23 protein-coding genes, 3 tRNA genes and 1 pseudogene are annotated in these 23,505 nt (G+C 73.7%); 14 read left to right on the forward strand and 13 right to left on the reverse strand.

Translation table 11 applies throughout. The features are described 5' to 3' along the window. Position 1 precedes the first annotated feature (1 nt). Positions 2-901, reverse strand: coding sequence for a ribokinase (locus GA0070603_RS13680; RefSeq protein WP_091312840.1), 900 nt, complete (start codon positions 899-901; stop codon positions 2-4). A gap of 20 nt (positions 902-921) precedes the next feature. Further along, positions 922-1,819, reverse strand: a pseudogene (locus GA0070603_RS13685) (ABC transporter ATP-binding protein). A gap of 75 nt (positions 1,820-1,894) precedes the next feature. Between GA0070603_RS13685 and GA0070603_RS13690 the strand changes: the two are divergent. Next, positions 1,895-2,899, forward strand: a complete 1,005-nt coding sequence (locus GA0070603_RS13690; protein WP_091312846.1) for an ABC transporter ATP-binding protein — start codon at positions 1,895-1,897, stop codon at positions 2,897-2,899. Continuing rightward, positions 2,896-3,906, forward strand: coding sequence for an ABC transporter permease subunit (locus GA0070603_RS13695; RefSeq protein ID WP_091312850.1), 1,011 nt, complete (start codon positions 2,896-2,898; stop codon positions 3,904-3,906). The genes GA0070603_RS13690 and GA0070603_RS13695 overlap by 4 nt, the downstream gene beginning before the upstream one ends. Positions 3,907-4,017: 111 nt before the next feature. On the opposite strand, the gene GA0070603_RS13700 is transcribed toward GA0070603_RS13695, so the two are convergent. Further along, positions 4,018-5,193, reverse strand: a complete 1,176-nt coding sequence (locus GA0070603_RS13700) for an ROK family transcriptional regulator (protein WP_091312853.1) — start codon at positions 5,191-5,193, stop codon at positions 4,018-4,020. A gap of 123 nt (positions 5,194-5,316) precedes the next feature. Between GA0070603_RS13700 and GA0070603_RS13705 the strand changes: the two genes are divergently transcribed. Together GA0070603_RS13705 and GA0070603_RS13710 are read left to right on the forward strand one after the other, a co-directional pair. Next, on the forward strand, positions 5,317-6,768 hold the full coding sequence (locus tag GA0070603_RS13705; RefSeq protein ID WP_091312856.1) for a glycoside hydrolase family 3 N-terminal domain-containing protein: 1,452 nt from the start codon (positions 5,317-5,319) through the stop codon (positions 6,766-6,768). Between the two features lie 36 nt (positions 6,769-6,804). Next, the gene (locus tag GA0070603_RS13710; RefSeq protein WP_091312860.1) at positions 6,805-8,001 is read left to right on the forward strand and encodes a PP2C family protein-serine/threonine phosphatase; all 1,197 of its coding nucleotides are present in this window, start codon (positions 6,805-6,807) and stop codon (positions 7,999-8,001) included. A 5-nt stretch (positions 8,002-8,006) separates the two neighbouring features. On the opposite strand, the gene GA0070603_RS13715 is transcribed toward GA0070603_RS13710, so the two are convergent. Next, positions 8,007-8,369 carry an STAS domain-containing protein gene (locus GA0070603_RS13715; RefSeq protein WP_091312863.1) on the reverse strand — a complete coding sequence of 121 codons (363 nt, stop codon included), beginning with the start codon at positions 8,367-8,369 and terminating at the stop codon, positions 8,007-8,009. A 146-nt stretch (positions 8,370-8,515) separates the two neighbouring features. Here GA0070603_RS13715 and GA0070603_RS13720 point away from each other — a divergent pair, with 146 nt between their 5' ends. From GA0070603_RS13720 to GA0070603_RS13730, 3 genes are read left to right on the forward strand one after another with little or no spacing between them, the layout of a single operon-like run. Then, positions 8,516-8,980 (forward strand): hypothetical protein, encoded by a 465-nt coding sequence (locus GA0070603_RS13720; RefSeq protein WP_091312867.1) that lies wholly within the window; start codon positions 8,516-8,518, stop codon positions 8,978-8,980. Further along, a complete protein-coding gene (locus GA0070603_RS13725) occupies positions 8,977-9,477 on the forward strand; it encodes a thiol-disulfide oxidoreductase DCC family protein (protein ID WP_091312870.1) in 501 nt (166 codons plus the stop codon). Before GA0070603_RS13720 ends, GA0070603_RS13725 begins: the two co-directional genes overlap by 4 nt. Continuing rightward, positions 9,410-10,117 carry a TetR/AcrR family transcriptional regulator gene (locus tag GA0070603_RS13730; RefSeq protein ID WP_091312873.1) on the forward strand — a complete coding sequence of 236 codons (708 nt, stop codon included), beginning with the start codon at positions 9,410-9,412 and terminating at the stop codon, positions 10,115-10,117. The genes GA0070603_RS13725 and GA0070603_RS13730 overlap by 68 nt, the downstream gene beginning before the upstream one ends. A gap of 177 nt (positions 10,118-10,294) precedes the next feature. Here the strand turns inward: GA0070603_RS13730 and GA0070603_RS13735 are convergent, their stop codons facing one another. After that, positions 10,295-10,960 (reverse strand): GNAT family N-acetyltransferase, encoded by a 666-nt coding sequence (locus GA0070603_RS13735; protein WP_091312876.1) that lies wholly within the window; start codon positions 10,958-10,960, stop codon positions 10,295-10,297. Between the two features lie 128 nt (positions 10,961-11,088). Between GA0070603_RS13735 and GA0070603_RS13740 the strand changes: the two genes are divergently transcribed. The 4 genes from GA0070603_RS13740 (at position 11,089) to GA0070603_RS13755 (ending at position 13,657) form a co-directional block, all read left to right on the forward strand. Then, the gene (locus GA0070603_RS13740; protein WP_091312879.1) at positions 11,089-11,784 is read left to right on the forward strand and encodes a response regulator transcription factor; all 696 of its coding nucleotides are present in this window, start codon (positions 11,089-11,091) and stop codon (positions 11,782-11,784) included. Further along, positions 11,777-12,799 (forward strand): sensor histidine kinase, encoded by a 1,023-nt coding sequence (locus tag GA0070603_RS13745; RefSeq protein WP_091312885.1) that lies wholly within the window; start codon positions 11,777-11,779, stop codon positions 12,797-12,799. Before GA0070603_RS13740 ends, GA0070603_RS13745 begins: the two co-directional genes overlap by 8 nt. Before the next feature lie 64 nt (positions 12,800-12,863). Further along, on the forward strand, positions 12,864-13,049 hold the full coding sequence (locus GA0070603_RS13750; protein ID WP_091321922.1) for a DNA repair protein: 186 nt from the start codon (positions 12,864-12,866) through the stop codon (positions 13,047-13,049). Positions 13,050-13,141: 92 nt separating this feature from the next. Beyond that, entirely contained in the window at positions 13,142-13,657 is a 516-nt protein-coding gene (locus GA0070603_RS13755; protein ID WP_091312888.1) for a hypothetical protein, read from the forward strand. Between the two features lie 58 nt (positions 13,658-13,715). Here the strand turns inward: GA0070603_RS13755 and GA0070603_RS13760 are convergent, their stop codons facing one another. From GA0070603_RS13760 to GA0070603_RS13775, 4 genes are all read right to left on the reverse strand, one after another. Next, positions 13,716-14,453: a Clp protease N-terminal domain-containing protein gene (locus tag GA0070603_RS13760; protein WP_091312891.1), complete on the reverse strand. Its 738-nt coding sequence runs from the start codon at positions 14,451-14,453 to the stop codon at positions 13,716-13,718. Positions 14,454-14,709: 256 nt separating this feature from the next. Beyond that, positions 14,710-15,288, reverse strand: coding sequence for a hypothetical protein (locus GA0070603_RS13765; RefSeq protein ID WP_091312894.1), 579 nt, complete (start codon positions 15,286-15,288; stop codon positions 14,710-14,712). A gap of 743 nt (positions 15,289-16,031) precedes the next feature. Further along, positions 16,032-16,104, reverse strand: a tRNA-Lys gene (locus tag GA0070603_RS13770). Positions 16,105-16,286: 182 nt separating this feature from the next. After that, positions 16,287-16,359, reverse strand: a tRNA-Lys gene (locus GA0070603_RS13775). Between the two features lie 187 nt (positions 16,360-16,546). On the opposite strand from GA0070603_RS13775, the gene GA0070603_RS13780 reads away from it, so the two are divergent. Then, positions 16,547-17,812, forward strand: a complete 1,266-nt coding sequence (locus tag GA0070603_RS13780) for a L,D-transpeptidase (protein WP_091312897.1) — start codon at positions 16,547-16,549, stop codon at positions 17,810-17,812. A gap of 214 nt (positions 17,813-18,026) precedes the next feature. Further along, on the forward strand, positions 18,027-19,325 hold the full coding sequence (locus GA0070603_RS13785) for a L,D-transpeptidase (protein ID WP_091312900.1): 1,299 nt from the start codon (positions 18,027-18,029) through the stop codon (positions 19,323-19,325). A gap of 106 nt (positions 19,326-19,431) precedes the next feature. On the opposite strand, the gene GA0070603_RS13790 is transcribed toward GA0070603_RS13785, so the two are convergent. Both GA0070603_RS13790 and orn read right to left on the reverse strand, forming a co-directional pair. Then, a tRNA-His gene (locus GA0070603_RS13790) sits at positions 19,432-19,507 on the reverse strand. 101 nt (positions 19,508-19,608) lie between these two features. Then, positions 19,609-20,199, reverse strand: coding sequence for an oligoribonuclease (gene orn, locus GA0070603_RS13795; RefSeq protein WP_091312903.1), 591 nt, complete (start codon positions 20,197-20,199; stop codon positions 19,609-19,611). 74 nt (positions 20,200-20,273) lie between these two features. On the opposite strand from orn, the gene GA0070603_RS13800 reads away from it, so the two are divergent. Further along, positions 20,274-21,545, forward strand: a complete 1,272-nt coding sequence (locus GA0070603_RS13800) for a glycosyltransferase family 87 protein (RefSeq protein WP_091312906.1) — start codon at positions 20,274-20,276, stop codon at positions 21,543-21,545. Between the two features lie 146 nt (positions 21,546-21,691). Here GA0070603_RS13800 and GA0070603_RS32645 read toward each other — a convergent pair whose 3' ends face one another. Further along, a complete protein-coding gene (locus GA0070603_RS32645; protein WP_091312908.1) occupies positions 21,692-22,633 on the reverse strand; it encodes a hypothetical protein in 942 nt (313 codons plus the stop codon). Between the two features lie 141 nt (positions 22,634-22,774). Further along, positions 22,775-23,503, reverse strand: coding sequence for a YcnI family copper-binding membrane protein (locus tag GA0070603_RS13810; protein WP_091312911.1), 729 nt, complete (start codon positions 23,501-23,503; stop codon positions 22,775-22,777). Positions 23,504-23,505: the final 2 nt, after the last annotated feature.

Here is a 23,505-nt window from a genome sequence, read left to right on the forward strand (position 1 = left end):
GTCAGGCCGGCCGGCTGAACAGCTCGTCGATCTCCACCCGGCGGGGCAGCGCCACCGAGGCGCCCAGCTTGCGGACGCAGGCCGCCCCGGCCGCCGCCGCCCAGTGCACCGCCTCGACCAGTTCCCGCCCCTCGCCCCAGGCCACCGCGAGGGCGGCCGTGAAGGCGTCACCGGCGGCCGTGGAGTCGACCACGTCCACCTTCACGGCCGGCACGTGCACGGCCGGCCGGTCGCGCTCGACGTACCAGGCGCCGTGGCCGCCGAGGGTCAGCACCGCGCGGGGCACCAGGTCGAGCAGCGCCGTCGGCTCGTCGGCGGCCCGGCCGGTGAGCGCGTGCGCCTCCGTCTCGTTGACCACCAGCAGGTCGACCGCGGCCAGCAGCTCCGCCGGCACCGGCCGGGCGGGCGCCGCGTTGAGCACCACCCGGGTGCCGGCCGACCGGGCCGCCAGCGCCGCCGCGGTCACCGTCTCGACCGGCACCTCCAGCTGCGCGACAAGCACGTCCGCCTCGCGTACGGCGGCCAGCTCGTCCTCGGTGAGGCCGGTGAACGCCTCGTTGGCGCCGGGCGTGACGAGGATGGCGTTCTCCCCCGCGCCGCCCACCATGACCAGGGCGACGCCGGAGGCGCCGTACACCACCCGGAGGTGGGCGGTGTCGACGCCGGCCGCCGTGATCCGGGCGCGGAGGGTGACCCCGAAGGCGTCCGAGCCGATCGCGCCGAGGAAGACGCAGGAGGCGCCGGCGCGCACGGCGGCGACGGCCTGGTTGGCGCCCTTGCCGCCGGGCAGCATGACGAAGTCGCTGCCGAGCACGGTCTCCCCCGGCCGGGGCAGCGCCGCGGCGGTGCCCACCAGGTCCATGTTCGCGCTGCCCACCACGGCGACCCGGGTCTGCTGCACGGCGTCGTCTCCCGTCGGGATCAGGCGGCGCGCGCGGTCCAGCGCTCGCCGGCCCGCGACACGACAAGCGGCAGGCCGAACGTCTTCGACAGGTTGTCGGCCGTGAGGGTCTCGGCGAGCAGACCCTGCGCCACGATGCCGCCCTCGCGCAGCAGCAGCGCGTGGGTGAAGCCCGGCGGGATCTCCTCGACGTGGTGGGTGACCAGCACCATGGCCGGGGCGTCCGGGTCGTACGCCAGCTCGGCGAGCCGGGCGACCAGGTCCTCCCGGCCGCCCAGGTCGAGCCCGGCGGCCGGCTCGTCGAGCAGCAGCAGCTCCGGGTCGGTCATGAGGGCCCGGGCGATCTGGACCCGCTTGCGCTCGCCCTCGGAGAGCGTGCCGTACGTCCGCTCGGCGAGGTGGGCGACGCCGAGCTGGCCGAGCAGCGCGCGGGCCCGGGACTCGTCCGTGCGGTCGTAGCTCTCCCGCCAGCGACCGACCACCGACCAGGCCGCGGTCACCACGACGTCGGTGACCCGCTCGTCGGCGGGGATCCGCTCGGCGAGCGTGGCGGTGGAGAGGCCGATCCGGGTGCGCAGCTCGTTGACGTCGGTGCGACCAATCCGCTCGCCGAGCACGTGCGCCACGCCGGTGGTCGGGTGCAGCCGGCCGGCGGCCAGGTTGAGCAGGGTGGTCTTGCCGGCGCCGTTCGGGCCGAGCACCACCCACCGTTCGTCCAGCTCGACCCGCCAGTCGACGTCCTGGAGCAGCGCGCTGCCGGAACGCTTGACGCCGACGCCGTCGAGGCTGACCACCAGATCCGCGTCCACGGGTGCGGGGGCGGGGGCGCCGGCGGCGCCGGGGATCAGGTCACCAGTCACGGCTCCCATCCAACCACGCAGCCGGCCCGGTGCCCCCCACGGGCGTCGTCGCGGCCATAGGGTGGGGCGCCGTGTCGTTGGTCACCACTCCGGGAGGACGCCTCATGCCCCACCGCTGCCGGGAGGCGTGCGGATGAGCGCGGTCATCGAGATCGCCGGTCTCCGCAAGACGTTCCACACCCTGCGCCAGGGGCGCCGGGTCGCCGTCGACGGCTTCGACCTGCTGGTCGAGAGCGGGCAGGTGCACGGTTTCCTCGGGCCGAACGGCTCGGGAAAGACCACCACGCTGCGCGCCCTGCTCGGGCTGGTCCGGGCCGACGCGGGCCGGATGCGCGTGCTCGGGGCCGATTCCCCGGAGCGGCTGTCCGAGGTGGCCGGGCGGGTCGGCGCGATCGTGGAGAGCCCGCAGTTCTTCGGCAACTTCACCGCCCACAAGACGCTGCGGCTGCTGGCGCTGGCCGGCGGCGTGCCCACCACCCGGGTCGACGAGGTGCTGGAGCAGGTCGGCCTGCGGGAGCGGGGCGACGAGCGGGTGAAGGGCTACTCGCTGGGCATGAAGCAGCGGCTGGCGGTCGCCTCGGCGCTGCTCAAGGACCCGGAGCTGCTGATCCTGGACGAGCCGGCGAACGGCCTGGACCCGGCGGGCATCCGGGAGATGCGCGACCTCATGCGGTCGCTCGCCGCGGCCGGGGTGACAGTGCTGCTCTCCAGCCACATCCTGGCCGAGATCCAGCTCATCTGCGACCACGTGACGATCATCAGCCGGGGCCGGCGGGTCGCGTACGGGCCGGTGGAGCATGTGCTGGCCGGCTTCGACCAGCACCAGTGGCAGGTCCGGGTGGCCGAGCCCGAGCGGGCCGTGGAGCTGCTCGGCCGCGCCGGCCTGTCGGTGACCGCGTACCCGGAGCACCTGGTGGTGACCGGCGTCGTCGACCCCGAGCTGATCAGCCGCACGCTGGGCGAGCAGGGCCTCTGGGTGCGCGAGCTGGTCCCGCTCCGGCCGGACCTGGAGAGCGTCTTCCTGGAGCTGACCGGCGACCACCCGCACCCGGCGCTGCCCCGCCAGGTGGACGGGGCCCCGCCGAGTGACGGAGTGATCGACCTGGACGTCCGGGAGAGCCGGGAGGTGGACGCGTGAACCTGGTCCGTGCCGAGCTGGAGCGGCTGGCCGCCCGCCGTTTCGTGCAGCTCATGGTGCTGCTGCTGGTGGTCGCCTTCGCGGTGACCGTGGCGACGACGCTGGCCGGTTCGCACCGGCCCACGCCCGTGGAGCTGAGCCGGGCCCAGGCGCAGGCCGCCGACGAGGTGCGCAACCTGGAGCTGGCGCACGACCGCTGCCTGCGGATCAAGGCGGGCACGTTGACGCCCGACGAGAACGACTACCTGCCCCGGGACTGCGCGCAGATCGACCCGGCGCGGATGGAGAAGCTGCCGGCCGCCTCCGACTACCTCAGCGGGGTGTTCGTCTTCGCCAACGAGGCCGAGCCGCTGCTCTACTTCCTGATCGCCTTCCTGGCCATGTTCGGGTTCCTGGTCGGCGCCTCCTACATCGGCGCCGACCTGAACTCGGGCGGCGTGGTCAACCTGCTGCTCTGGCGGCCGCGCCGGATCGCCGTGCTCGGCGCCAAGCTGGGCACGCTGCTCGGCGGGCTGCTCGGGCTCTCCGCGCTCGCCTCGGTGGCGTACCTGGGGGTGTTCTGGCTGATCGGCGAGGCGTCCGGGCTGGCCGGCCGGATGGGCGGCGAGTTCTGGTCGTCGCTCGGCGTCGTCTGGGGGCGCGGCCTGGTGCTGGTGCTGCTGGCCGCGGCGCTCGGCTTCGCCGTGGCCACGCTGGGCCGGCACACGTCGGCGGCGCTCGGCACGGTGGCCGCCTACCTCGTGGTGTGGGAGCTCGGCGCGCGGCTGGTGTTCCAGATCCTGGAGGTGACCCGCCCGGAGCGGTTCATGCTCTCCAGCTACCTGGCCGCCTGGCTGAGCGGCGAGGCCCGGTTCTGGGACGGCAGCGCCTGCGACGACGGCATCGGCGGCTTCTGCGACGGCTTCTACACGCTGGGCTGGGCGCCGGGGCTGGTGGTCCTGCTCGGCCTGACCGCGGCCCTGGTCGTGGCGGCCTTCGCGGTGTTCCGCCGCCGCGACCTGATCTGAGTCGCGCCGGTGCGGCCCCGACCAGGGGCCGCACCGGCAACTCCTTGCAGTCGCTCGCGGCATCGTGAAGAATTCCTTCACATGGCGGCGCGGGCGACGACGGGCCGGCGGTCAGCCGACCGTCGAGCCGAACACCTCGTCGCGCACCGCGTCCAGGGCGGTACGCAGCGCGCCGCGCAGGATCGGCTCCTCGGTCAGCCCGGTGCTCACCACCCGCGGCCGGACCAGGGTGATGGCGGCGACCTCGTGCTGCACCCGCTCGGCAAGCGCCGCCCCGCCGGCCTGCCCCACCTCGCCGGCCAGCACCACGAGCGGCGGGTCGAGCACCACACAGGTGCTCGCCACGCCGAGCGCCAGCCGGCGGGCGAGTTCGTCCAGCATCGGACCGCCCTCGGTGCCGGCGGCGATGGCGGCGCGCACCGCGTCGGCCGCGCCGGCCGCGGCGAAGCCGTGCTCGGCGGCCACCGCGCGGACCGCGTCGGCCCCGGCGAGCTGCTGGAACGCCGGCTTGGCCCGCTTCGACACGTCGCGCGGGATGGGCACGCCGGGCACCGGCAGGTAGCCGATCTCGCCGGCCGCGCCGCTGCTGCCGTGGTGCAGCCGCCCGCCCAGCATGATCGCCAGGCCGACACCGGCGTCCACCCACACCAGCACGAAGTCCGCCGTCCCCTGCGCCGCGCCGGACTGGGCCTCGGCCACGGCGGCCAGGTTCACGTCGTTCTCGAAGACCACCGGGGTGTGCAGGTCCTCGCGGAGCGCGGCGAGCAGGCCGCTGTGCCAGCGCGGCAGGTTGAACGCGAAGGTGATGTCGCCGGTGCCCGGGTCGACGAGACCCGGGGTGCCCAGCACGATCCGCCGCACGCTGGACAGCTCCGCGCCGGCGCTGCTGGCCGCCTGGACCACCGCGTTGTGCACCACGCCCACCGGGTCGTCGGTGTCCTTCGTGGACTGCTCGACCCGGCCCACCACCGCGCCGGTGATGTCGGCGCAGGCGGCCACCACGCGCTCGGCCCCGACGTCCACGCCGACGACGTACGCGCTGCCCGGGCGGACCGCGTAGAGCTGGGCGTTCGGGCCCCGCCCGCCGGCCTGCTCACCGACCCGGGCGACCAGGCCGCGCTCCTCCAGCCGTTCGACCAGCTGGGACGCGGTGACCTTGGAGAGCCCGGTCAGCTCGCCGATCCGCGCCCGGGTCAGTGGCCCCTGCTCGAGCAGCAGCTCCAGCGCCGCGCGATCGTTGAGCGCCCGCAACAGTCGGGGGGTGCCGGGCAGCCGGGTCGCACTCATGCCACGTCCTCTATTTTCAGTAAAGTTTGCTAACCACAAAACGCCTGCCGAGGGGTGTCCGTTAGCGTATCGGCCGCCCCGATCCGGGGTCGTCGGACGACCCGGCAGGGAAAGGGGCTACTCGTGGGGTTGGATCCAGGACTCCGTCGGCTCGCGCTGGGCACGCTGCTGGCGGCGTACCCCGGCCCGGTCCCGCCCGACTGGGCGGTCGACCTGCTCGCCGACGGGCTCGCCGGGCACACCCTGTTCGGCACCAACATCCACGACCCGGCCCAGGTGGCGGCGACCACCGCGGCGCTGCGCGCCGGCCGACCGGACGTGCTCATCGCGATCGACGAGGAGGGCGGTGACGTCACCCGGCTGGCACACGCCACGGGCAGCCCGTACCCGGGCAACGCCGCCCTCGGCGCGGTCGACGACGTGACCCTGACCCGCCAGGTGTACGCGGCGATCGGCGCCGAACTGGCCGCCCTCGGCATCAACCTGGACCTCGCGCCGACCGTCGACGTGAACACCGCCGACGAGAACCCGGTGATCGGCACCCGCTCGTTCGGCGCCGACCCGGCCCGGGTGGCCGCCCACTCGGCCGCCGCGGTCGCCGGCCTCCAGTCCGCCGGGGTGGCCGCCTGCGCCAAGCACTTCCCGGGGCACGGCGCGACGGTCGCCGACTCCCACTACGAACTGCCCACCGTCGACGTGCCACCGGCCGTGCTGCGCGAGCGCGACCTGCCGCCGTTCGCCGCGGTGGTCGACGCCGGCGTACGCGCCGTCATGACCGCGCACATCCGGGTGCCCGCCCTGACCGGTGACGGTCCGGCCACGTTCAGCCGGGCGGTCCTGGTCGACCTGCTGCGCCGCGAGTACGGCTTCACCGGCGCCGTGATCACCGATGCGCTGGAGATGAAGGGCGCCGCGCTGGCCGCCGGCGGGGTGGGACCGGCCGCCGTCCGCGCCCTGGCCGCCGGGGCGGACCTGCTCTGCATCGGCGCGAAGGTCGACGCCGACCTGGTGGCGCACGTCGTCGAGGAGATCGTGGCCGCCCTCGCCGACGGCCGGCTGGACCGGGCCCGGGTCGAGGAGGCCGCCGGCCGGGCCGCCGAGCTGGCCGCCTGGGCCGTCGCGGGCGGCACGGCGGCCAGGACCCCGGACGGCCTCGGCTACGCGGCCGCCCTGCGCGCGGTGCGCGTGGAGGGTGACGTCGCCGGCCTCACCGCGCCGCTGGTGGTGCAGGTGCACGCCACCTCCACCATCGCCGAGGGGCGGGTGCCGTGGGGGCTGGGTCCGCACCTGGCCGGGGTCGAGGAGGTCCGCGCGGTCGCCGGCGAGACCGACCCGGACGAGCTGCGCCGGCTCGCCGGGGAGCGGCCCATCGTGCTGGTCGGCCGGCACCTGCACCGGCTGCCCGGGGCGCCGGAACTGGTCGACGCGCTGGCCGCCACGCACCCGGTGACCGTGGTGGAGATGGGCTGGCCGGGCGGGTGGCGGCCGACCGGGGCGCGGGCCTTCGTCACCACGTACGGCGCCAGCCACGCCAACGGCCGCGCGGCGGCGCAGGTGCTCGGTCTGGCCGGCTGAGGTCTGCCGGGTCCCGTTCCGGGGTACACGTCTCGGATGAGCGCAACCGACTCCTGGCACCGGGCGCTGGCCGACCTCGCCGAGCGATCCCACCGGGTACCCCCGGACGCGGTGCCCTCGGCCGTGACCGCGGCGGTGCGCGACCTCGGCGTGACGGTCACCACGTACGTGGTGGACGTGGAGCAGGAGCTGCTGCGCCCGCTCCCCGAGCCGGGTCGGCCGCTGCCGGATCCACTGCCGATCGACACCAGCCTGCCCGGGCGCGCCTACAGCGAGGTGCGGGTGCGCACCGGGCAGGACGGCCGGCTCTGGGTTCCGGTGGTCAACGGCACCGAGCGGCTCGGCCTGCTGGAGGTCCGGCTGCCGGCCGGTGCGGACCCGGACGATCCCGCGCTCCGGGACGGCTGCCGGAAGATCGCGGGCCTGGTCGGGCACCTGGTGACCAGCAAGTCCTCGTACGGCGACGGCCTCCAGCGCGTCCGCCGCAGCGAGCCCATGGCGGTCTCCGCCGAGCTGCTCTGGCAGCAGCTGCCCCCGCTCACCTTCGCCATCGACACGGTCGTGGTCAGCGCGATCCTGGAGCCCTGTTACGAGGTGGGCGGGGACGCGTTCGACTACGCGCTGGACGGCGGCCGGCTCGCGCTCGCGGTGCTGGACGGGGTCGGGCACGGGCTGCCCGCGACCTTGACCACCTCGGTGGCGCTCGCCGCCCTGCGGGCCGCCCGGCGCACCGGCGGCGGGCTCGCCGAGCAGGTCGCCGCTGTCGACGCGGCCCTGCTCAGCCAGTGGCGGGACGGGCGGTTCGTGACCGCCGTCCTGGCCGAGGTCGAGGTCGACACCGGGCTGGTCCGGTACGTCAACGCCGGCCATCCCGCCCCGGTGCTGCTGCGCCGGGGACGGGCGGTGCGGGCCCTGACCGGCGGCCGGCGCCCGCCGCTCGGACTGAACCTGCCCGGTGGCGAGCCGGGCGAGGCCCGACTGGAGCCGGAGGACCGGCTGCTGCTCTACACCGACGGCGTGACCGAGGCCCGCGACGCGACCGGGGAGATGTTCGGTCTGCCCCGGCTGGCCGATCTGGCCGAGCGGCACATCGGCTCGGAGCTGCCGGCGGCGGAGACGCTGCGCCGGCTGAGCCGCGCCGTGGCCACGCACCGCGGCACCGCCTCCCAAGACGACGCCAGCATGGTGCTGGTGGAGTGGTCCGGCGCGGCGGCGGCCCGGATGGAGCCCTGAGGCGTTCAGCGGAGGCGGCGCCAGCCGGGTTCCACGGCGGTGCCGTCGTCGTCCCGTCCGCCCGGCCAGCCGAGCAGGACGTCGACCGCGGTGATCCGCAGCACCCGGGCGACCAGGGGCTGAGGATCGGCCACCCGGAGTGTGGCGCCGCGGCCGACCGCCTCCGCGGCGCCGCGCAGCAGGGCGGCCACCCCGGTCGAGTCGAGGAAGGCGACACCGCCGAGGTCGACCACGACCTCCAGCAGGCCCGGCCGGTCCAGCACGCCGTCGAGCGCCCGGTCGAACGCCGGCGTCCCGGCCATGTCGAGGTCGCCGACCGGGCTGAGGACCAGCCGGCCCGCCCCCGCGTCCCGCGTACCGATCTCCATGACCCACCCGTCCGCTCCGTCGACGCCGTCGCGACCATACCGGCCGCGCGGGACCGGCGCGACGGACGCCCCTCTTGAACGCGTTCAAATCTTGTCGTAGGCTGAGCCGGACTTCGATTTGAACGCGTTCAAGAGAGGCGACGGGGATGGATGCGAAGGTCTGGATGTACCTGGCCTACCTCACGGTCAGCATCGGGCTGACCGTCTGGGTGGCCCGGGCGCTCTCCCGCAACGGGCTGGTGTTCTTGGAGGACGTCTTCGCCGAGAAGCGGCTGGCGGACGCGGTCAACAGCCTGCTGGTGGTCGGCTTCTACCTGCTCAACCTCGGCTACGTCACGGTCGCCATGAAGGAGTCCGACCCGGTGGCCGACACCAGCCAGGCACTGGAACAGCTCTCCATGAAGGTGGGCCTCGTGCTGCTGGTCCTCGGCGCGCTGCACTTCTTCAACGTGTTCGCGCTCGGCCGCTACCGCCGCGGGCGGCTGCGCCAGCAGGCAGCCGCGCACCCGCCGCTCGCCCCGGTCGGCTACCTCCCGCCGCAGGGCGGTTCCCGACCGGTCAACCCGGCCGGGCCCACGCCGGCGCAGACGCCGCCCGTCCCGCCACGATGACGCTCGCCCCGGGCGGGCGCCCGACGGATCCCACCGGGCACGGGGCCGGTGGGATCCGCGGGTTCACCGTCCTCTACGACGCGCACTGCCCGCTCTGCCGGGCCGCCCGGCAGTGGCTCGCGTCGCGCGCCCAGCTCGTACCCCTGGAGTTCGTGCCGGCCGGCTCGGCGGAGGCCCGGCGGCGCTTCCCCGGGCTCGACCACGACGCCACGCTGCGGGACCTCACCGTGGTGGCCGACACCGGCGCGGTCTACGCGGGCGACGGCGCCTGGTTCGCCTGCCTCTGGGCCCTGGCCGACCACCGCGGGACGGCCGAGCGGCTGGCCCGCCCGCACCTGCTGCCGCTGGCCCGGCGGATGGTGACGACCGCCTCCGCGGTACGTGAGCTGGTCCGGGAACCCCGGCCGGACCCGGGATACGGTGACGACGATGACCGAGCAGACTGCGCCGACGACCGCTGCGGACGGCCCGAGCACCGGGGCGACCGCCCGGGGTGAGCAGACCCGCCAGCTGATCCTGGACACCGCCATGCGGCTGTTCCGCGAGCGGGGGTACGCGCGCACCACCATGCGCGCCATCGCCCAGGAGGCCGGCGTGGCGGTGGGCAACGCCTACTACTACTTCGGCTCCAAGGAACACCTGATCCAGGAGTTCTACGCGGACACCCAGCGCGAACACCAGCAGGTGGCGGCGCCCGCGCTGGCCCGCGAGCGGGACCTCGCCGCCCGGCTGGCCGCCGTGCTGCACGCCGGGGTGGACGTGCTGACGCCGTACCACTCGTTCGCCGCCAGCTTCTTCAAGACGGCGGCCGAGCCCACCTCGCCGCTCAGCCCGTTCTCGGCCGAGTCGTCCGGCGCGCGGGAGGCGTCGGTCGCGCTCTTCCGCGAGGTGCTGGAGGGCTCGACCACCAAGGTCGACGCCGAGCTGCGCGAACCCCTGCCGGAGCTGCTCTGGCTCGGCTACATGGGCGTGGTCCTCTACTGGGTGCACGACCGCTCCCCCGGCCAGGCCAAGACCCGCCAGCTCATCGACGGCGCGGTCCCGCTCGTCGACCGGCTGGTGGGGCTGTCCCGGCTCCGGGTGCTGCGCCCCGTGACGCGCCAGGTGGTCGCCTTGATCCACACGTTGCGTCACTGACCACCCCGGCCACCCCGGCCGGCTGAAGCGCAGGTCAAGTCCGTAACCGGACAGGGGTCACCGGCCCGTCACCCCTTGCTCGACACGCGGTGGACACATAGCGTTACCAGGGTCGGGACCTGGGGGGAGAGGCCGCGGACCGTGGATCCGGCCCGGGATCCACGGTCCGCGCCCGCCTCACCGCGGGAAGACCCCGTACGAGGTCCAGCCCCGGTCCGGGAAGCCGGCCGCCTCGGCCACCCGCGCCGAGGCGTGGTTGTCGTGGTTGTGCAGGTAGGTGGGGACCGCGCCCTCGTCCAGCACCCGCCGCGCCGCCTGGGCGACCAGCCGCCGGGCCAGCCCGCGCCCCCGCGCCGCCGGCGCCGTGCCCACCGCCAGCTCGTGGCCGTACGCGTCGTGCCGCTTGATCCCCGCGCCCGCCTGGTACGCCCCGTCGGCGTCCCGGACCACCAGCACCTCCCGGTCGAACAGCCGCAACCACGGCGGCAGCCCGGGCGTGGTGGGCGCGACCCACTCGCCGACGTCCGGCAGCGGCGCCGGGGCGGTGCTCCACCGGAACTGCCCGGCGTGGGTGGTGAACTCCGGCGTGCCGACCGCCGCCGGGAGGGCGGGCAGCAGGCTGCCGTCGGGCCGCTCCCGGACCAGCTCCCGGATCGCGGCGGCCCGGTCCGGCGGCACCGACAGGAGCGCGCACTCCGGTGAGGCGACCGCGATGGCCGGGCGCAGCCGGCCGTCCCAGGCCGGGCGGGCCCGCCGGTGCGACCGGACCACGTGCAGCCCGGGACCGGCCGGCCACTGCCCCAACCAGGTCGCCAGGTGCAGGAACAATCGCCGGTCGAGCACGTGATCACGGTACGCCCGCCGCGCCGGTCCGGCGCGCCGGATGCGCCCGCCCGGCGCCGTAAGAACTCGGCAATGGATCGACCACCCGCCCGTGACTACGCTGGCCTCCGGGTACGGGGAGGTACGCCGTGGCGCAACGGGTGCTGGTGGTCGACGACGACCGGACGGTCGCCGACGTGGTCTGCCGCTACCTGGAGCACGCCGGCTACGAGGTCGGCCACGTCGGGGACGGGGCCGCCGCGCTGGCCGCCGTGTCCCGCCAGCCGCCACAGCTCGTCGTGCTCGACCTCATGCTGCCGGTGCTGGACGGGCTGGAGGTCTGCCGGCGGCTGCGGGAGCGGCCGGACGGCGTACCCATCGTCATGCTCACCGCCCGCGGCGACGAGGCGGACCGGATCCTCGGCCTGCAACTGGGCGCGGACGACTACCTGAGCAAGCCCTTCTCCCCCCGTGAGCTGGTGCTGCGGGTCCGCTCGGTGCTGCGCCGGGCCGGCGGCGACCCGACCGGCGTACCCCCGGAACTGCTCACCGACGGCGGCCTGGAGGTGGCGACCGGCCCCCGGGTGGCCCGGCTGCACGGCCGGGAGCTGACCCTGACCCTGCGCGAGTTCGACCTGCTGGCGCACCTCATGCGGCACCCGGCGCGGGCGTTCCGCCGGGCCGAGCTGCTGGAGCGGGTCTGGGGGTGGCGCTTCGGCGACCAGTCGACGGTGACGGTGCACGTGCGACGGCTCCGGGAGAAGATCGAGGCCGACCCGGCCGCGCCCCGCCGGATCGTCACCGTCTGGGGCGTCGGCTACCGGTACGAGCCGGCCGATGCGTGACCTCGCGCTGATTTTCGGGGCGGCCCTGGTCGCGGCGCTCGCCGTCGGGCTGGCCGGCGCCGTGGCGCTGCGGGCGCTGCGCGGCCGGTCGATCACCGTGCACATCTCCGTGCTGCTCGCCATGACGGTCGGCGCCGTGGCGGCCGGCGTGGCGGTGGTCGCCGAGGCGATGTTCCTCTCCCCACACGACCTCGAGGTGGTGCTGACCACGGTGTCCGCCGCCGCCGTGGTGAGCCTCGCCGTCGGCTGGCTGTTCGGTCGCCGGCTGGCCGCCGCGGCCGTCTGGGCCGACCAGGCGCGGGAGCGGGAACGCCGGATCGAGAAGGGACGCCGCGACCTGGTCGCCTGGGTCTCGCACGATCTGCGCACCCCGCTCGCCGGGCTGCGGGCGATGGCCGAGGCCCTGGAGGACGGGGTGGTGGACGACCCGGCGACGGTGGCCGAGTACCACCGCCGGATCCGGGTGGAGACCGACCGGATGACCCGGCTCGTCGACGACCTGTTCGAACTGTCCCGGATCAACGCGGGCGCGCTACGGCTGTCGCTGTCCGCGGTGCCGCTCGGCGACGTGGTCTCCGACGCCCTCGCCGGCACGGCGCCGCTCGCCGCCGCGCGCCGGATCCGGCTCCTCGCCCCCGAGTCGGGCTGGCCGACGGTGACCGCCAGCGAGCCGGAGCTGGCCCGGGTGGTGGGGAACCTGCTGCTCAACGCGATCCGCTACACCCCGGATGACGGCACCGTCCGGGTGGACGCCGGCCGGGACGCCGACACCGCCTGGCTGGCCGTCGCGGACACCTGCGGCGGGATCCCCGAGCGCGACCTGCCCCGGGTCTTCGACGTGGCGTTCCGGGGCGAGCCGGCGCGGACCCCGCGCGCCGCCGACGACGGCGGTTCGGGCGGTCTGGGGCTGGCCATCGTGCGCGGGCTGATTGAGGCGCACGGCGGGCGGGTAGATGTCCAGAACATCAGCGACGGCTGCCGGTTCGTGGTCCGGTTGCCGGCCACGGGAACCTGACGCATCGATCCCGCGTCATATTCATTTCCATACATGTACAAGTTTCTCTGGGACGGTAATGGTCATGCCGAATCAGCCGAATGACCGGTACCAGCAGGACGCCGAGCAGCGCTGGCAGGCCGTCGAGGCCGCCGGGCGGTTCCCGGCCCAGGCCGACTACCGGGGGGCCCGGCGCGGGTCGCTCTCCTGGGCGGAGCTGAACGCGCTGCCCGCCGGCGCCTCCACCCGGCGCGGCCTCACCGCCCGCTGACACGCCCGGGCCGCTCCGCACCGAGCTTTCGCACACCTGTCCTGTAGCGTCTTGTGGTCCGAATCCGGCCAACCACAGGAGAAGCTCCGCGCATGGGCAAGAAGACGATCCACGTCTCCGACTTCAGCGGCCAGGTGCTGCGCCCCGACGACGAGGTGGTCAGGGTCGTCGTGCTGGAGCACCCGGACCTGGTCGCCGGGCCCGTGCAACTCGACGCCACCCCGGTCGAGGTGGAGAGCATCGACGACGCCGCGCTGGACGTGGCCGTGGTGGAGATCCACGACAAGCACGGCGGGGGCGAACCGCGCCGGGTGGTGCTGACCGCCAGCGAGTTCGACGCCATGGCCACCGACGTGCCCATGGCGCAGTTGCTGCGCACCGCCGAGCGGGTCAAGCCGCCCAAGGCCCGGCGCGGCGCCGAGAAGGTCGACTACGGCACCATCGAGCACGCCGGCAAGCCGCACCGCGGCCGGGTCACCGAGGAGGAGGCCCGGCTGGTCCGCGACCGGCTCGACGAGGTGAACAAGCGCCTCGCCGACGCCGGGATCCGCCAGGTCGACCCCGCCGACCCGGAGCACGCGGCCCGCTACGGCTTCCCCACCGCCTGACGCGCCCGTGCCGGGCACGCGCCCCCGTGGCGCGTGCCCGAAGCGGCGCGGGTGTGGTTCAGGCCCGCTTGCGGGTGATCTCGGCCAGGGCGCCCTCGACCGCGGACTCCAGGGCCGCCTTCTCCAGCCCGAGCCCGGTGAGCACGCCGTCGCCGCCCTCCTCCTCGAGCAGGGCCAGCAGGATGTGCTCGGTGCCGACGTAGTTGTGGCCCAGCCGCAGCGCCTCCCGGAAGGTCAGCTCCAGGACCTTCTTGGCCCGCGCGTCATAGGGGATGAGGTCCGGGACCTGGTCGGCCTTCGCCGGCAGGGTCGCGGTGACGACCTCCCGCAGCCGCTCCAGGGGTACGCCCCGAGCCACGATCAGCGCCGCCGCCAGGCCCTCGGGCTCGGCGAGCAGGCCGAGGGCGACGTGCCCCGGCGTTATCTCGGCGTTCCCGGCGGCGCGCGCCTCCTCCTGTGAGGACAACACGACGTTGCGGGCCCGCGGGGTGAACCGGCCGAAGCCGGCGTTCGGGTCGAGCGCGGCGGCCGTCTCGGCCTTCGCGGCGGACCGCTTCTGGGCGGCCTGCTTGCTCACCCCCATGCTGCGGCCGATCTCCGTCCAGGAGGCCCCCGACCGGCGGGCCTGGTCGACGAAGTGCCCGATCAGGTGGTCGGCGACGTCGCCCAGGTGGTCGGCGACCAGGACGGCGTCGGCGAGCTGGTCGAGGGCGTCCGTGTGCGCCTTCTTGATGCCGTCGATCAGGTCGTCGAGGCGTACCGGGTGGTTCATCTTCAGCGGCTCTGTCTCCTCCATGCGTCAACCATAGGTTGACGGCAGCCCTCCGTCAACCATCGGTTGACGATCCACGGGAGCAGTGGACGGCAAAGCGCCCCGGCCCGCGGGAGCGGGTCGGGGCGCTTCGGTTGGCGTGCGGTCAGGCGACGAAGCGGGTGCGGCGGCGCCGGGCGATCAGGTAACCGCCTCCGCCGAGCAGCCCTCGCTGCTCCACTGTGGCCTGTCCAACACCGAAGGCCGGCACCCGCTCGGGGTACCGGCCTTCGTGCGTGTGTCAGCTGTTCCAGTTGTGGGCGACGATGTCGGCGGCCTGCTGCTCCCACTGCGCGTACGCATCCGGGTAGGCCGAGACCTGCACGGTCTGAGCGGCCTCGGTCAGCGGCATGTCCTGCCACCCGTCAACCTGCTTCAGACCCTTCAGGAACGCCAGCGTCGAGTACTCCGGATCGGTGATCTGCTCCGGCGTGCCCCAACCCGAGGACGGGCGCTGCTGGAACAGGCCCAGCGAGTCATGGTCGTTGCGGTCGCCGAGGTGACCCAGGTTCTCCAGCTTCGACTCCTGCAGCGACGTGGCGATCGAGATGACCGCCGCCCGCTCCGGCAGACCGGCCTTCTTCGTCGCGGCGATGATCGCCTTGGCGTTGGCCAGCTGCTCATCGTTCAGGTCGATGTGCGACTGCGCGCCCTGCACACCGTGCGGGATCAGCTTGTCACCCTGCACGCTCACCGCGACCGGCTTGCTGCCCTGCACGGGGGCGGCGTCGGCGTGAGCGGCGATCGGACCGGCGAACACACCACCGGTGAAAGCCAGACCAGCAATACCGAGAACGCTCTTCCGCAGCATCGTGTTCATGGGGGAAAGCTCCATTCGGGGGTTGGCGCACCACGCCGATGGGGGTCGGCGTGTGCGCAAGCACCGTCAGGCGCTCAAAAGAAGTCTTGGGGGGATCCGGCGTGCGGGGCGGGGCCTCTTCGTCGCGCCGGGACCATGTACAACGACCGGCAGCCCACCATCATTCCGGGCCCGACCACCCCGCCTGGCGGGGCGCCCTTCCTCGGCCGTTCACGCAGATACAACGACGCCCACCCGCCGACCATTCCGCCGCCAGAGTGCCGCCGACCACGGCGAACCGGACAATACGGCCCAGATGACCTCGGTCGGGGCACGTCATGTAGGTATCCCCCACCGGGAGACATACATAGCGTTCCACCCAGCGGCGTTGGCAGCGAACGAACCGGACATCAGCCCCGGTCCCGTGCCGGGGGGGCACCACCGGAACGGCCTGCCGCCACCGCAGGCCCAGGGGTCGCCGCTCTGCAGCCACGGACGCACCACGTCCCCACCAGGGCCGCTGCGTGAATGGCTGCAGAGCAAAGGCACCTCGCACCCACGGTGCGGGGCAGGCGGACGTGATCGCGCCGATCGGGTGCCGGAGCGGGGTGAGTCAGGCCAGGGGTCGACAGACGCCCCCCAAGCCGGCGGCAGACGGCATCGACAGCGTCTCGATCTCGCATGAGCCAAGCGGTGCGGCGGCGGCGAGCCGGACCCTGAAATGCGTCAGGCCCGGTCCGAGAGGACCGGGCCTGACCGAACCGTGCGCCGCCAGGGACTCGAACCCCGAACCCGCGGATTAAGAGTCCGCTGCTCTGCCAGTTGAGCTAGCGGCGCTCGTCGGCAACGGCAGGAACGGTAACACGCCGCCGATCGGCCCCTTCCAGGGGCGGCCACCCTTTGGCCCAGGGTGCCGGCGGCTACGGCCGGAGCACCACCCGCCGGCCTGAGCCAGCATGAACAAGAGGCCAAAAGACTCAGGCCCGGTGCATCGCACCGGGCCTGAGTTTCGCTTGTCGTGCGCCGCCAGGGACTCGAACCCCGAACCCGCGGATTAAGAGTCCGCTGCTCTGCCAGTTGAGCTAGCGGCGCTCGCTGACAACGGGAAGAACCTTAGCACGCCCCCAGACCCGGGTTCCAATCCGATACCGGGCTCCACCCTTCGGACGAGCTTAACCGGCGAAAGCGCACAAAGTTCGCAGCTCCCCGGCCGAGGGGCGCAGAGCACGGGCGCTCATGCGGCACGATGTCCGCCAGGCACGCGAGAACAGAGGTGGGGATGGGCAGGTTCGCGCGGACCGGGGCGATGGTGGGCGTCCTGGTCCTCACGGCGTCGCTGGCACTGACCGGGTGCGGCGACGACCAGAAGAAGCCGGCGTTCGTGGCCGGCGCGCAGCAGGGCGACGGGGTCCCGACCACGTCGCCGGACACGACGGGCGACCCGAGCGAGCCCGCCCTGCCGGCGTTGGCGGTGAGCCCCGCCGACGGGTCCGACAAGCGGCCGGTCAGCACCGAGATCAGCGCCCGGATCCCGGGTGGCGGCAAGGTGTCGAAGGTCGTCCTCACCGCCGCCGACGGCGCCACCGTCGCCGGCCGGCTGCGCCGGGACGGCTCGTCGTGGGTGCCGTCGGCCCCGCTGAAGTACGCGACCAGGTACACCGCCACGGTCACGGGCACCGGCACGGACGGCCAGACCCGGCAGGGCAGCAGCAGCTTCACCACGATGGCCAAGCCGAAGTCGATGATCGGCTCGGGGCTCTACATGTTCAGCGGCAAGACGTACGGGGTGGCCATGCCGGTGGTCGCCGAGTTCTCGCCGGGCATCCCGAAGAAGGACCGCGCCGCGGTGCAGAAGCGGATGTTCGTGCAGACCGACCCGCCGCAGCCGGGCGCCTGGCACTGGCTCTACAACGGCACGCAGGCCTACTACCGAGCACCTGAGTACTGGAAGCCGGGCACCACGATCACCGTCCGGCTGGCGCTGGCCGGGATCCCGCTGAGCAACGGCCGCTACGGCAACGTCGACCGCAGCGCCACCGCCAAGATCGGCCGCGCGTTCGAGATGAAGGTCGACAACGCGACCAAGCAGATGACGGTGTACGAGAACGGCGCGGTGGTCCGCACCCTGCCCGTGAGCCTCGGCAAGAAGAGCACTCCCTCCTCCAGCGGCACCATGGTGGTGATGGAGAAGAAGGAGTCCACGGTCTTCGACACCCGCGACGAGCCGGATCCCGACAACCAGTACGTCACCAAGATCGACTTCGCGCAGCGGCTCACCTGGGGCGGCGAGTACATCCACGCGGCGCCCTGGTCGGAGGGGGTGCAGGGCCGGGCGAACGTCTCGCACGGCTGCGTCAACGTCTCGATGGCGAACGGCCGGTGGCTCTTCGGCAAGACGCTTGTCGGCGACCCCATCACGGTGCGGGGCACGGAGCGGCGGCTGGAGCCGGGCAACGGCTGGACGGCTTGGAGCATGAGCTGGTCGCAGTTCGTCGAGGGCAGCGCCCTGCCGGTGCCGGAGGGCGGCCAGGGTTCGCCCTTCTGAGCAGGCGTAACGTGGGCGGACGCGGCATCGCCGGCGACCGTTCGGCCACGTACGGGCGGGTGGAGGATGGACCACTCCGATCGACAAAGCGCCGCAGGATATCGGAATCGTTACATCACGGGCGGGGTGTTTCGGTTCACGTCCGGCAACGGGTAACCGTTCCGGTGCGTCTGTAGGGGACGATGGGACCCGGGACCACGACTGTGAGGGAAGCATGCGAGCTAGCCAGGACGAGCTGATCCGGGGCGGGACCGCCCGGCGCGGCGGGCGACGCCGCGTGTTCGCGGCGGCGGTGCTCGCCGCCGCCATGGCCCTGACCGGCTGCACCGGCAGCGGCGGCGACGACAAGCCGTCGAGCTGGCAGGGTGGCGGGGAGAAGGGCCCGAAGGCGTCGGCCACCATCACCGAGCCCGCGGCCGACGCCAAGGACGTGCCGGCCTCCACCGCCGTCACCTTCACCACGAAGGAGGCGGAGGAGACCACCGTCGAGCTGAAGGACTCCGCCGGCAAGGTCGTCGAGGGCCAGCTCGCCAAGGACGGGAAGAGCTGGCTGCCGGACGGCGCGCTGGCCTACGGCGAGACCTACACCGCGACGGTGACCGCGACGGGCGACGACGGCAAGCCGGCCACCGCCACGAGCACCTTCACCACCATGGCCAAGCCGGGCAAGCAGATCCGGGTCACCAGCTTCCTCGGCGACAACCAGGTCGTCGGGGTGGCCATGCCGCTGATCGTCAAGTTCGGCCGGGCCATCCCGGAGGACTACCGCGACGACCTCCAGCGCCGCATGACGGTCACCGCGAAGCCCGCCCAGGAGGGCATCTGGCACTGGGTCAGCCCGACCGAGGTGCGCTACCGGCCGAAGGAGTTCTGGAAGGCCAACAGCACGGTCACCTACAAGGTGCAGGCGGGTGGGCTGCCGCTCGGCGACGGCTGGTACGGGCGTTCCGACCTCACCGTCGACATCAAGATCGGCCCGTCGTTCGTGATGACCGTCGACAACCGCACCAAGAAGATGACGGTCACCAGGGACGGCCAGGTGATCAAGACGATCCTGGTGAGCCTCGGCAAGAAGACCACCCCGTCGTCCAGCGGCACCATGGTGGTGATCGAGAAGCTCCGCCACACGGTCTTCGACACCATGGAGGAGCTGGGCCCGGAGGAGGGCTACCGCACCGAGATCGACTACGCCCAGCGGCTCACCTGGGGCGGCGAGTTCATCCACGCCGCGCCCTGGTCCGAGGGTGTGCAGGGCAGGACGAACGTCTCGCACGGCTGCGTGAACGTCTCGATGAAGGACGGCAACTGGCTCTTCGCCAACACCCGCATCGGCGACCCGATCACGGTGAAGGGCACCGAGCGCAAGCTCCAGAACGGCAACGGCTGGACCGACTGGAACATGAGCTGGGACGAGTACGTCAAGGGCAGCGCCGTGCCGTACGAGCCGCCGGCCGAGCCGGGCGACGACACCAGCCCGAGCGCGGACGAGCCGAGCGTCGAGCCGACCCCCTGACCGACGGACACTCCAGCGGCCTCCTCCATCCCGGAGGGGGCCGCCGGGCGTTGCGGGGCCGGAAACGACGGAAGCCCCCTCCCGGAGGAGGGGGCTTCGGTCTTCCTGGGGTGACTGATGGGAATTGAACCCACGACAACCGGGACCACAACCCGGTGCTCTGCCAACTGAGCTACAGCCACCATGCTCTCCGCGCCGGTCGGCCGGGCGGTGCGCGGACTAATAATAGCCACACCCCTGCCGGCCCCGTCCAGCGGGTTCGGGCCGGGCCGCCCGGCGGGGCTCAGAGCTGGGCGGCGATCCCCTTGGCGGTCTCCACGTCCGGGCCGGGCAGCGGCACGAAGACGGTCCGCCGGTAGTACTCCAGCTCGCGGATGCTCTCCCGGATGTCGGCCAGCGCCCGGTGGGCCAGCCCCTTCTGCGGCTGGCCGAAGTACACCCGCGGGTACCAGCGCCGGCAGAGTTCCTTGATCGAGGAGACGTCGATCATCCGGTAGTGCAGGTGGGCGTCGAGCCGGGGCATGTCCCGGGCGATGAAGCCCCGGTCCGTGGCGATGGAGTTGCCGCACAGCGGGGCGGTCCGGGGATCCTTCACGTGGCTGGCGACGTAGTCGAGCACCATGTCCTCGGCCTCGGCCAGGGTGACCGTGGAGCGGCGTACCTCCTCGGTGAGGCCGGACTTGCCGTGCATGGTGCGCACGATCTCCGGCATCGCCTCCAGCGCCGCCTCGTCGGCGTGGATGACCACGTCGACGCCCTCTCCCAGCACGTTCAGGTCGGGGTCGGTGACGAGCGCGGCGACCTCGATCAGCGCGTCCCGCCCGAGGTCCAACCCGGTCATCTCACAGTCGATCCAGACGAGAAGATCAGCCACCGGGACAGACTACGCGCCGCCGACCCGCCCGCGCCTGAAGCACCCTCGCCCAGGTGGACCGCTAGGGTTTCCCCGTGCCAGCCGAACCCGTCGCACCACCCGCCGTCACCGAGGACGACCCGGGTGGGCGTACGGCTCGTCGGCTGGTCACGGTGGTGGCGCTCGCGGCGGTGCTGCCGGCGCTCTACCTGCCGGGCCTGGTGCACGACTTCTTCGACCTCAAGATCTACATGCGGGCGATGGACTGGTGGGCGGCCGGTCACCCGCTCTACGACTACGTCCAGCCGGACCGGGTGCAGGGCGCGCTCTACTTCACCTATCCCCCGTTCGCGGCGCTGCTGCTGCGGCCCTTCGCGCTGCTGCCGCTCGGCGCCACCATCGCGATCTTCACGGTGCTGACCGTGGTGGGCGTGGTGGCGACCACGCGCTGGCTGGTGCTGCCCGTGGTGCGGCGGCACGACCTGCCGGCGCTGTTCACCGTCACGGTCGCCGTGCTGCTGGTCCTGGCCGTCGAGAGCACCCGGGAGACGCTCACCTTCGGGCAGATCAACATGCTGCTGGTGGTGCTGATCCTGGGCGACCTGCTGTTCGGCGTACCGCAGGGGCGGCGTTGGGCCGGCGTGGGCGTCGGGCTGGCGGCGGCGCTCAAGCTGTTCCCCGGCATCTTCGTGCTCTACCTGCTGGCCACCCGGCGCTGGCGGGCGGCGGCGGTGGCCGCGGTGACCGCCGCGCTGGCCACGCTGCTCGCGGCCGCGGTCGCGCCCGGCGACTCGTGGCGGTTCTGGACCCACGAGCTGTGGGCGACCGACCGGGTGGGCCGGACCGACTACACCGGCAACCAGTCGCTGTTCGGCCTGCTCAGCCGGATCACCGCGCCGGACAAGCCCAGCCAGCTCCCGTGGCTGCTGCTGGCGCTGCTGGTCGCGGCCTACGGGCTGTGGCGGGCCGCCCGCGCCGCGCGGGCCGGGGACGCGCTGGCCGGCCTCACCCTGACCGGCCTGGTCGGCGGCCTGGTCAGCCCGATCACCTGGACGCACCACCTGTACTGGTTCATCCCGGCGGCCGTGGTGCTTGTCGAAGCGGCGCTGGACACCGACCGGGGCACGGTGGCGGGGGCCCGCCGCCGGCGTTGGCTGCTCGGCCTCGCCATCGGCACCGGCTTCGTGATCATCTACGGGGTGGTCACCTTCCAGGACTGGGGTGTCGCCCCGGCGCGCACCGACAACCCGGGCGAGTTCGTCACCCGCAACGCGTACGTGCTGCTCAGCCTGCTGCTGCTGGCCGTGCTGCCGACCCGCCGGCCGGCGCCGGAGCGGGTCGACGCCGCGGCCGGAAACTTGCACTAACTGGACAGAACTCGCGACAAGCAGCGTTCAGCGCTAATCTGGTCGCAACTACCTCAGGTTTCTCCCAGGTAGCACCGAATTCCCCCGGTGACGGTGGCCCTTCGCGTCGGCAGCGCGGAGGGCCACCCGCCGTGCGGGGCGGGGTGTCACTCGTCGACCGGTGTGGCCGGCCGGACCGGCCGGGGCGTGTCCGCGGCGGCCACCGGGGGCCACGACCAGTCCGCGTCGGCCGGCAGGTCGGCCAGGCTCACCGGCCGCCGGCTCGGCACCGGGCCGATCGCCGCGCGGGAGCGGCCGGTGGGCGCCGAGCCCACGGAGACCAGTTGCCGATCGGGCAGGGTGGACGGTTCCGACCGCTGGCCCAGCCCGCTGAGCGAACTGACCCCCAGCCGCCCGGCCAGCACCGGAACCTGGTCCGGCTCGACGACGAAGACCACCTCGCGGGGGCGCACCGGTCGCAACAGCAGCACCACGGCGAGGACCACCAGCAGCGTCCCGCCGGCCAGCAACGCCCAGGCCACACCCGGGAACCAGCCGGCGCGCAGTTCGGCGCGCAGGTCCAGGGCCAGGTCGGCCCGCCCGTCGGGCCGCATCACCACGAGGCTCAGCGACCGGTCGGCCAACTCGGCCGGGCTCCACTCCAGGGCGCCGATACCCTCGCGTACCCAGAAGTCCTGGCCGAGCGGGACGGCGGCGGCGGTGCCGGCGGTGGCCGGGTCGAGGCGGACCGGCAGCGATCCGCGGGCCAGGGCGACCCGGCGCACGGCGGCGTGCGGGACGTCGGCCAGCCACCGCCGCACCTGATCGGTCGGGGCCAGGCCGAGGAAGGCCGGACCGTCGGCGGTCCGCGCGGTGAGCCGAAGCCGGGTCTGCCCGGCCCGGGCGACCGGCGCCTCGGCGCGGAGCAGGGCGTCCACGTCGGACACCACGACCGCCCGGGCGGGGGTGCGGACCGTCTCGAAGCGGGCGGCGAACCCGCCGTCCGGGTCGGCGTGCCGGGCGGCGAGCCAGAGCCCGGCGCCCACCAGCAGAGCCGGAATCCCCACGGTCAACAGCAGCATGCCGGCGATCGTGCGCACGAAACGCATTCGCGTCGTCCCCCTCGGTAGCGAAGTACCCGGCCGACCTTACCGACGGCGACCACACAATCGCCGGATATCCACGGCAAGCACCTGGAGGACCGGCGAAAGGCCGCCGGCCCACCGGAAGATCCAGCGGGCGGGCGGAGGTCAGGACTTCGCGGCGGGCTCCCGGCGGGTACGCAGGAAGGCCAGCCCGCCGAGGACCAGGCCGGCCAGGCCGGCGACCAGACCGGCCACGCCGAACGCGGTGGCCGTGCCGGTGTCGGCGTCGTCATCGTCGTCGTCCGCGGCGGCCGCCGGGGCGCTCGCGACCGGCGAGGCGGAGGCCGTGGCGGCGGTCAGGGTGAGCACCGGGGCCGGGTTCTCCGGCTCCTCCCCGCCCGGGGTCGGCTCCTCGATCCAGCGGGAGATGTTGCCGTCCGAGTAGGTCTGCAGCACCTTGAACACCATCCGGTCGGCCTGCGGCAGCGGGCCCATCGACACCGGGAACTCCTGGAACTCGCCAGGCTTGACTCCGCCGTTCGGCGCCGCCGTCCAGGTGAGCTTGGAGACGGCCTCGGTGAGCTGGCTGCCGTGCACCTCGATCGGCGGGTCGACCTTGCGCTTCTCCACGGTCACCGTCCAGCCGGGCACCGGCATGGTGGAGACCGAGCCGACCGGGGCGTTCTCCGGCAGGTTCACCTCGACCTTGGTGGTCGACGCCGTGTCGCTCTCGTTCGGCACCCGGAAGGCGAAGCGGCCGTAGCCGCCCTGCCTGGCCTCCGTCGGGTTGACGGTGACGTGCGCCGAGGCCGGCCCGGCCAGGCCGAGCACGGCCGTGGCCACGGCGGCGAGGGTGAGCGCGGCGGCGGTTGCGGGACGCCGGAGACGGATCATGT

It is taken from the genome of Micromonospora chersina (assembly GCF_900091475.1).
GTDB classification, from domain to species: Bacteria; Actinomycetota; Actinomycetes; order Mycobacteriales; family Micromonosporaceae; genus Micromonospora; species Micromonospora chersina.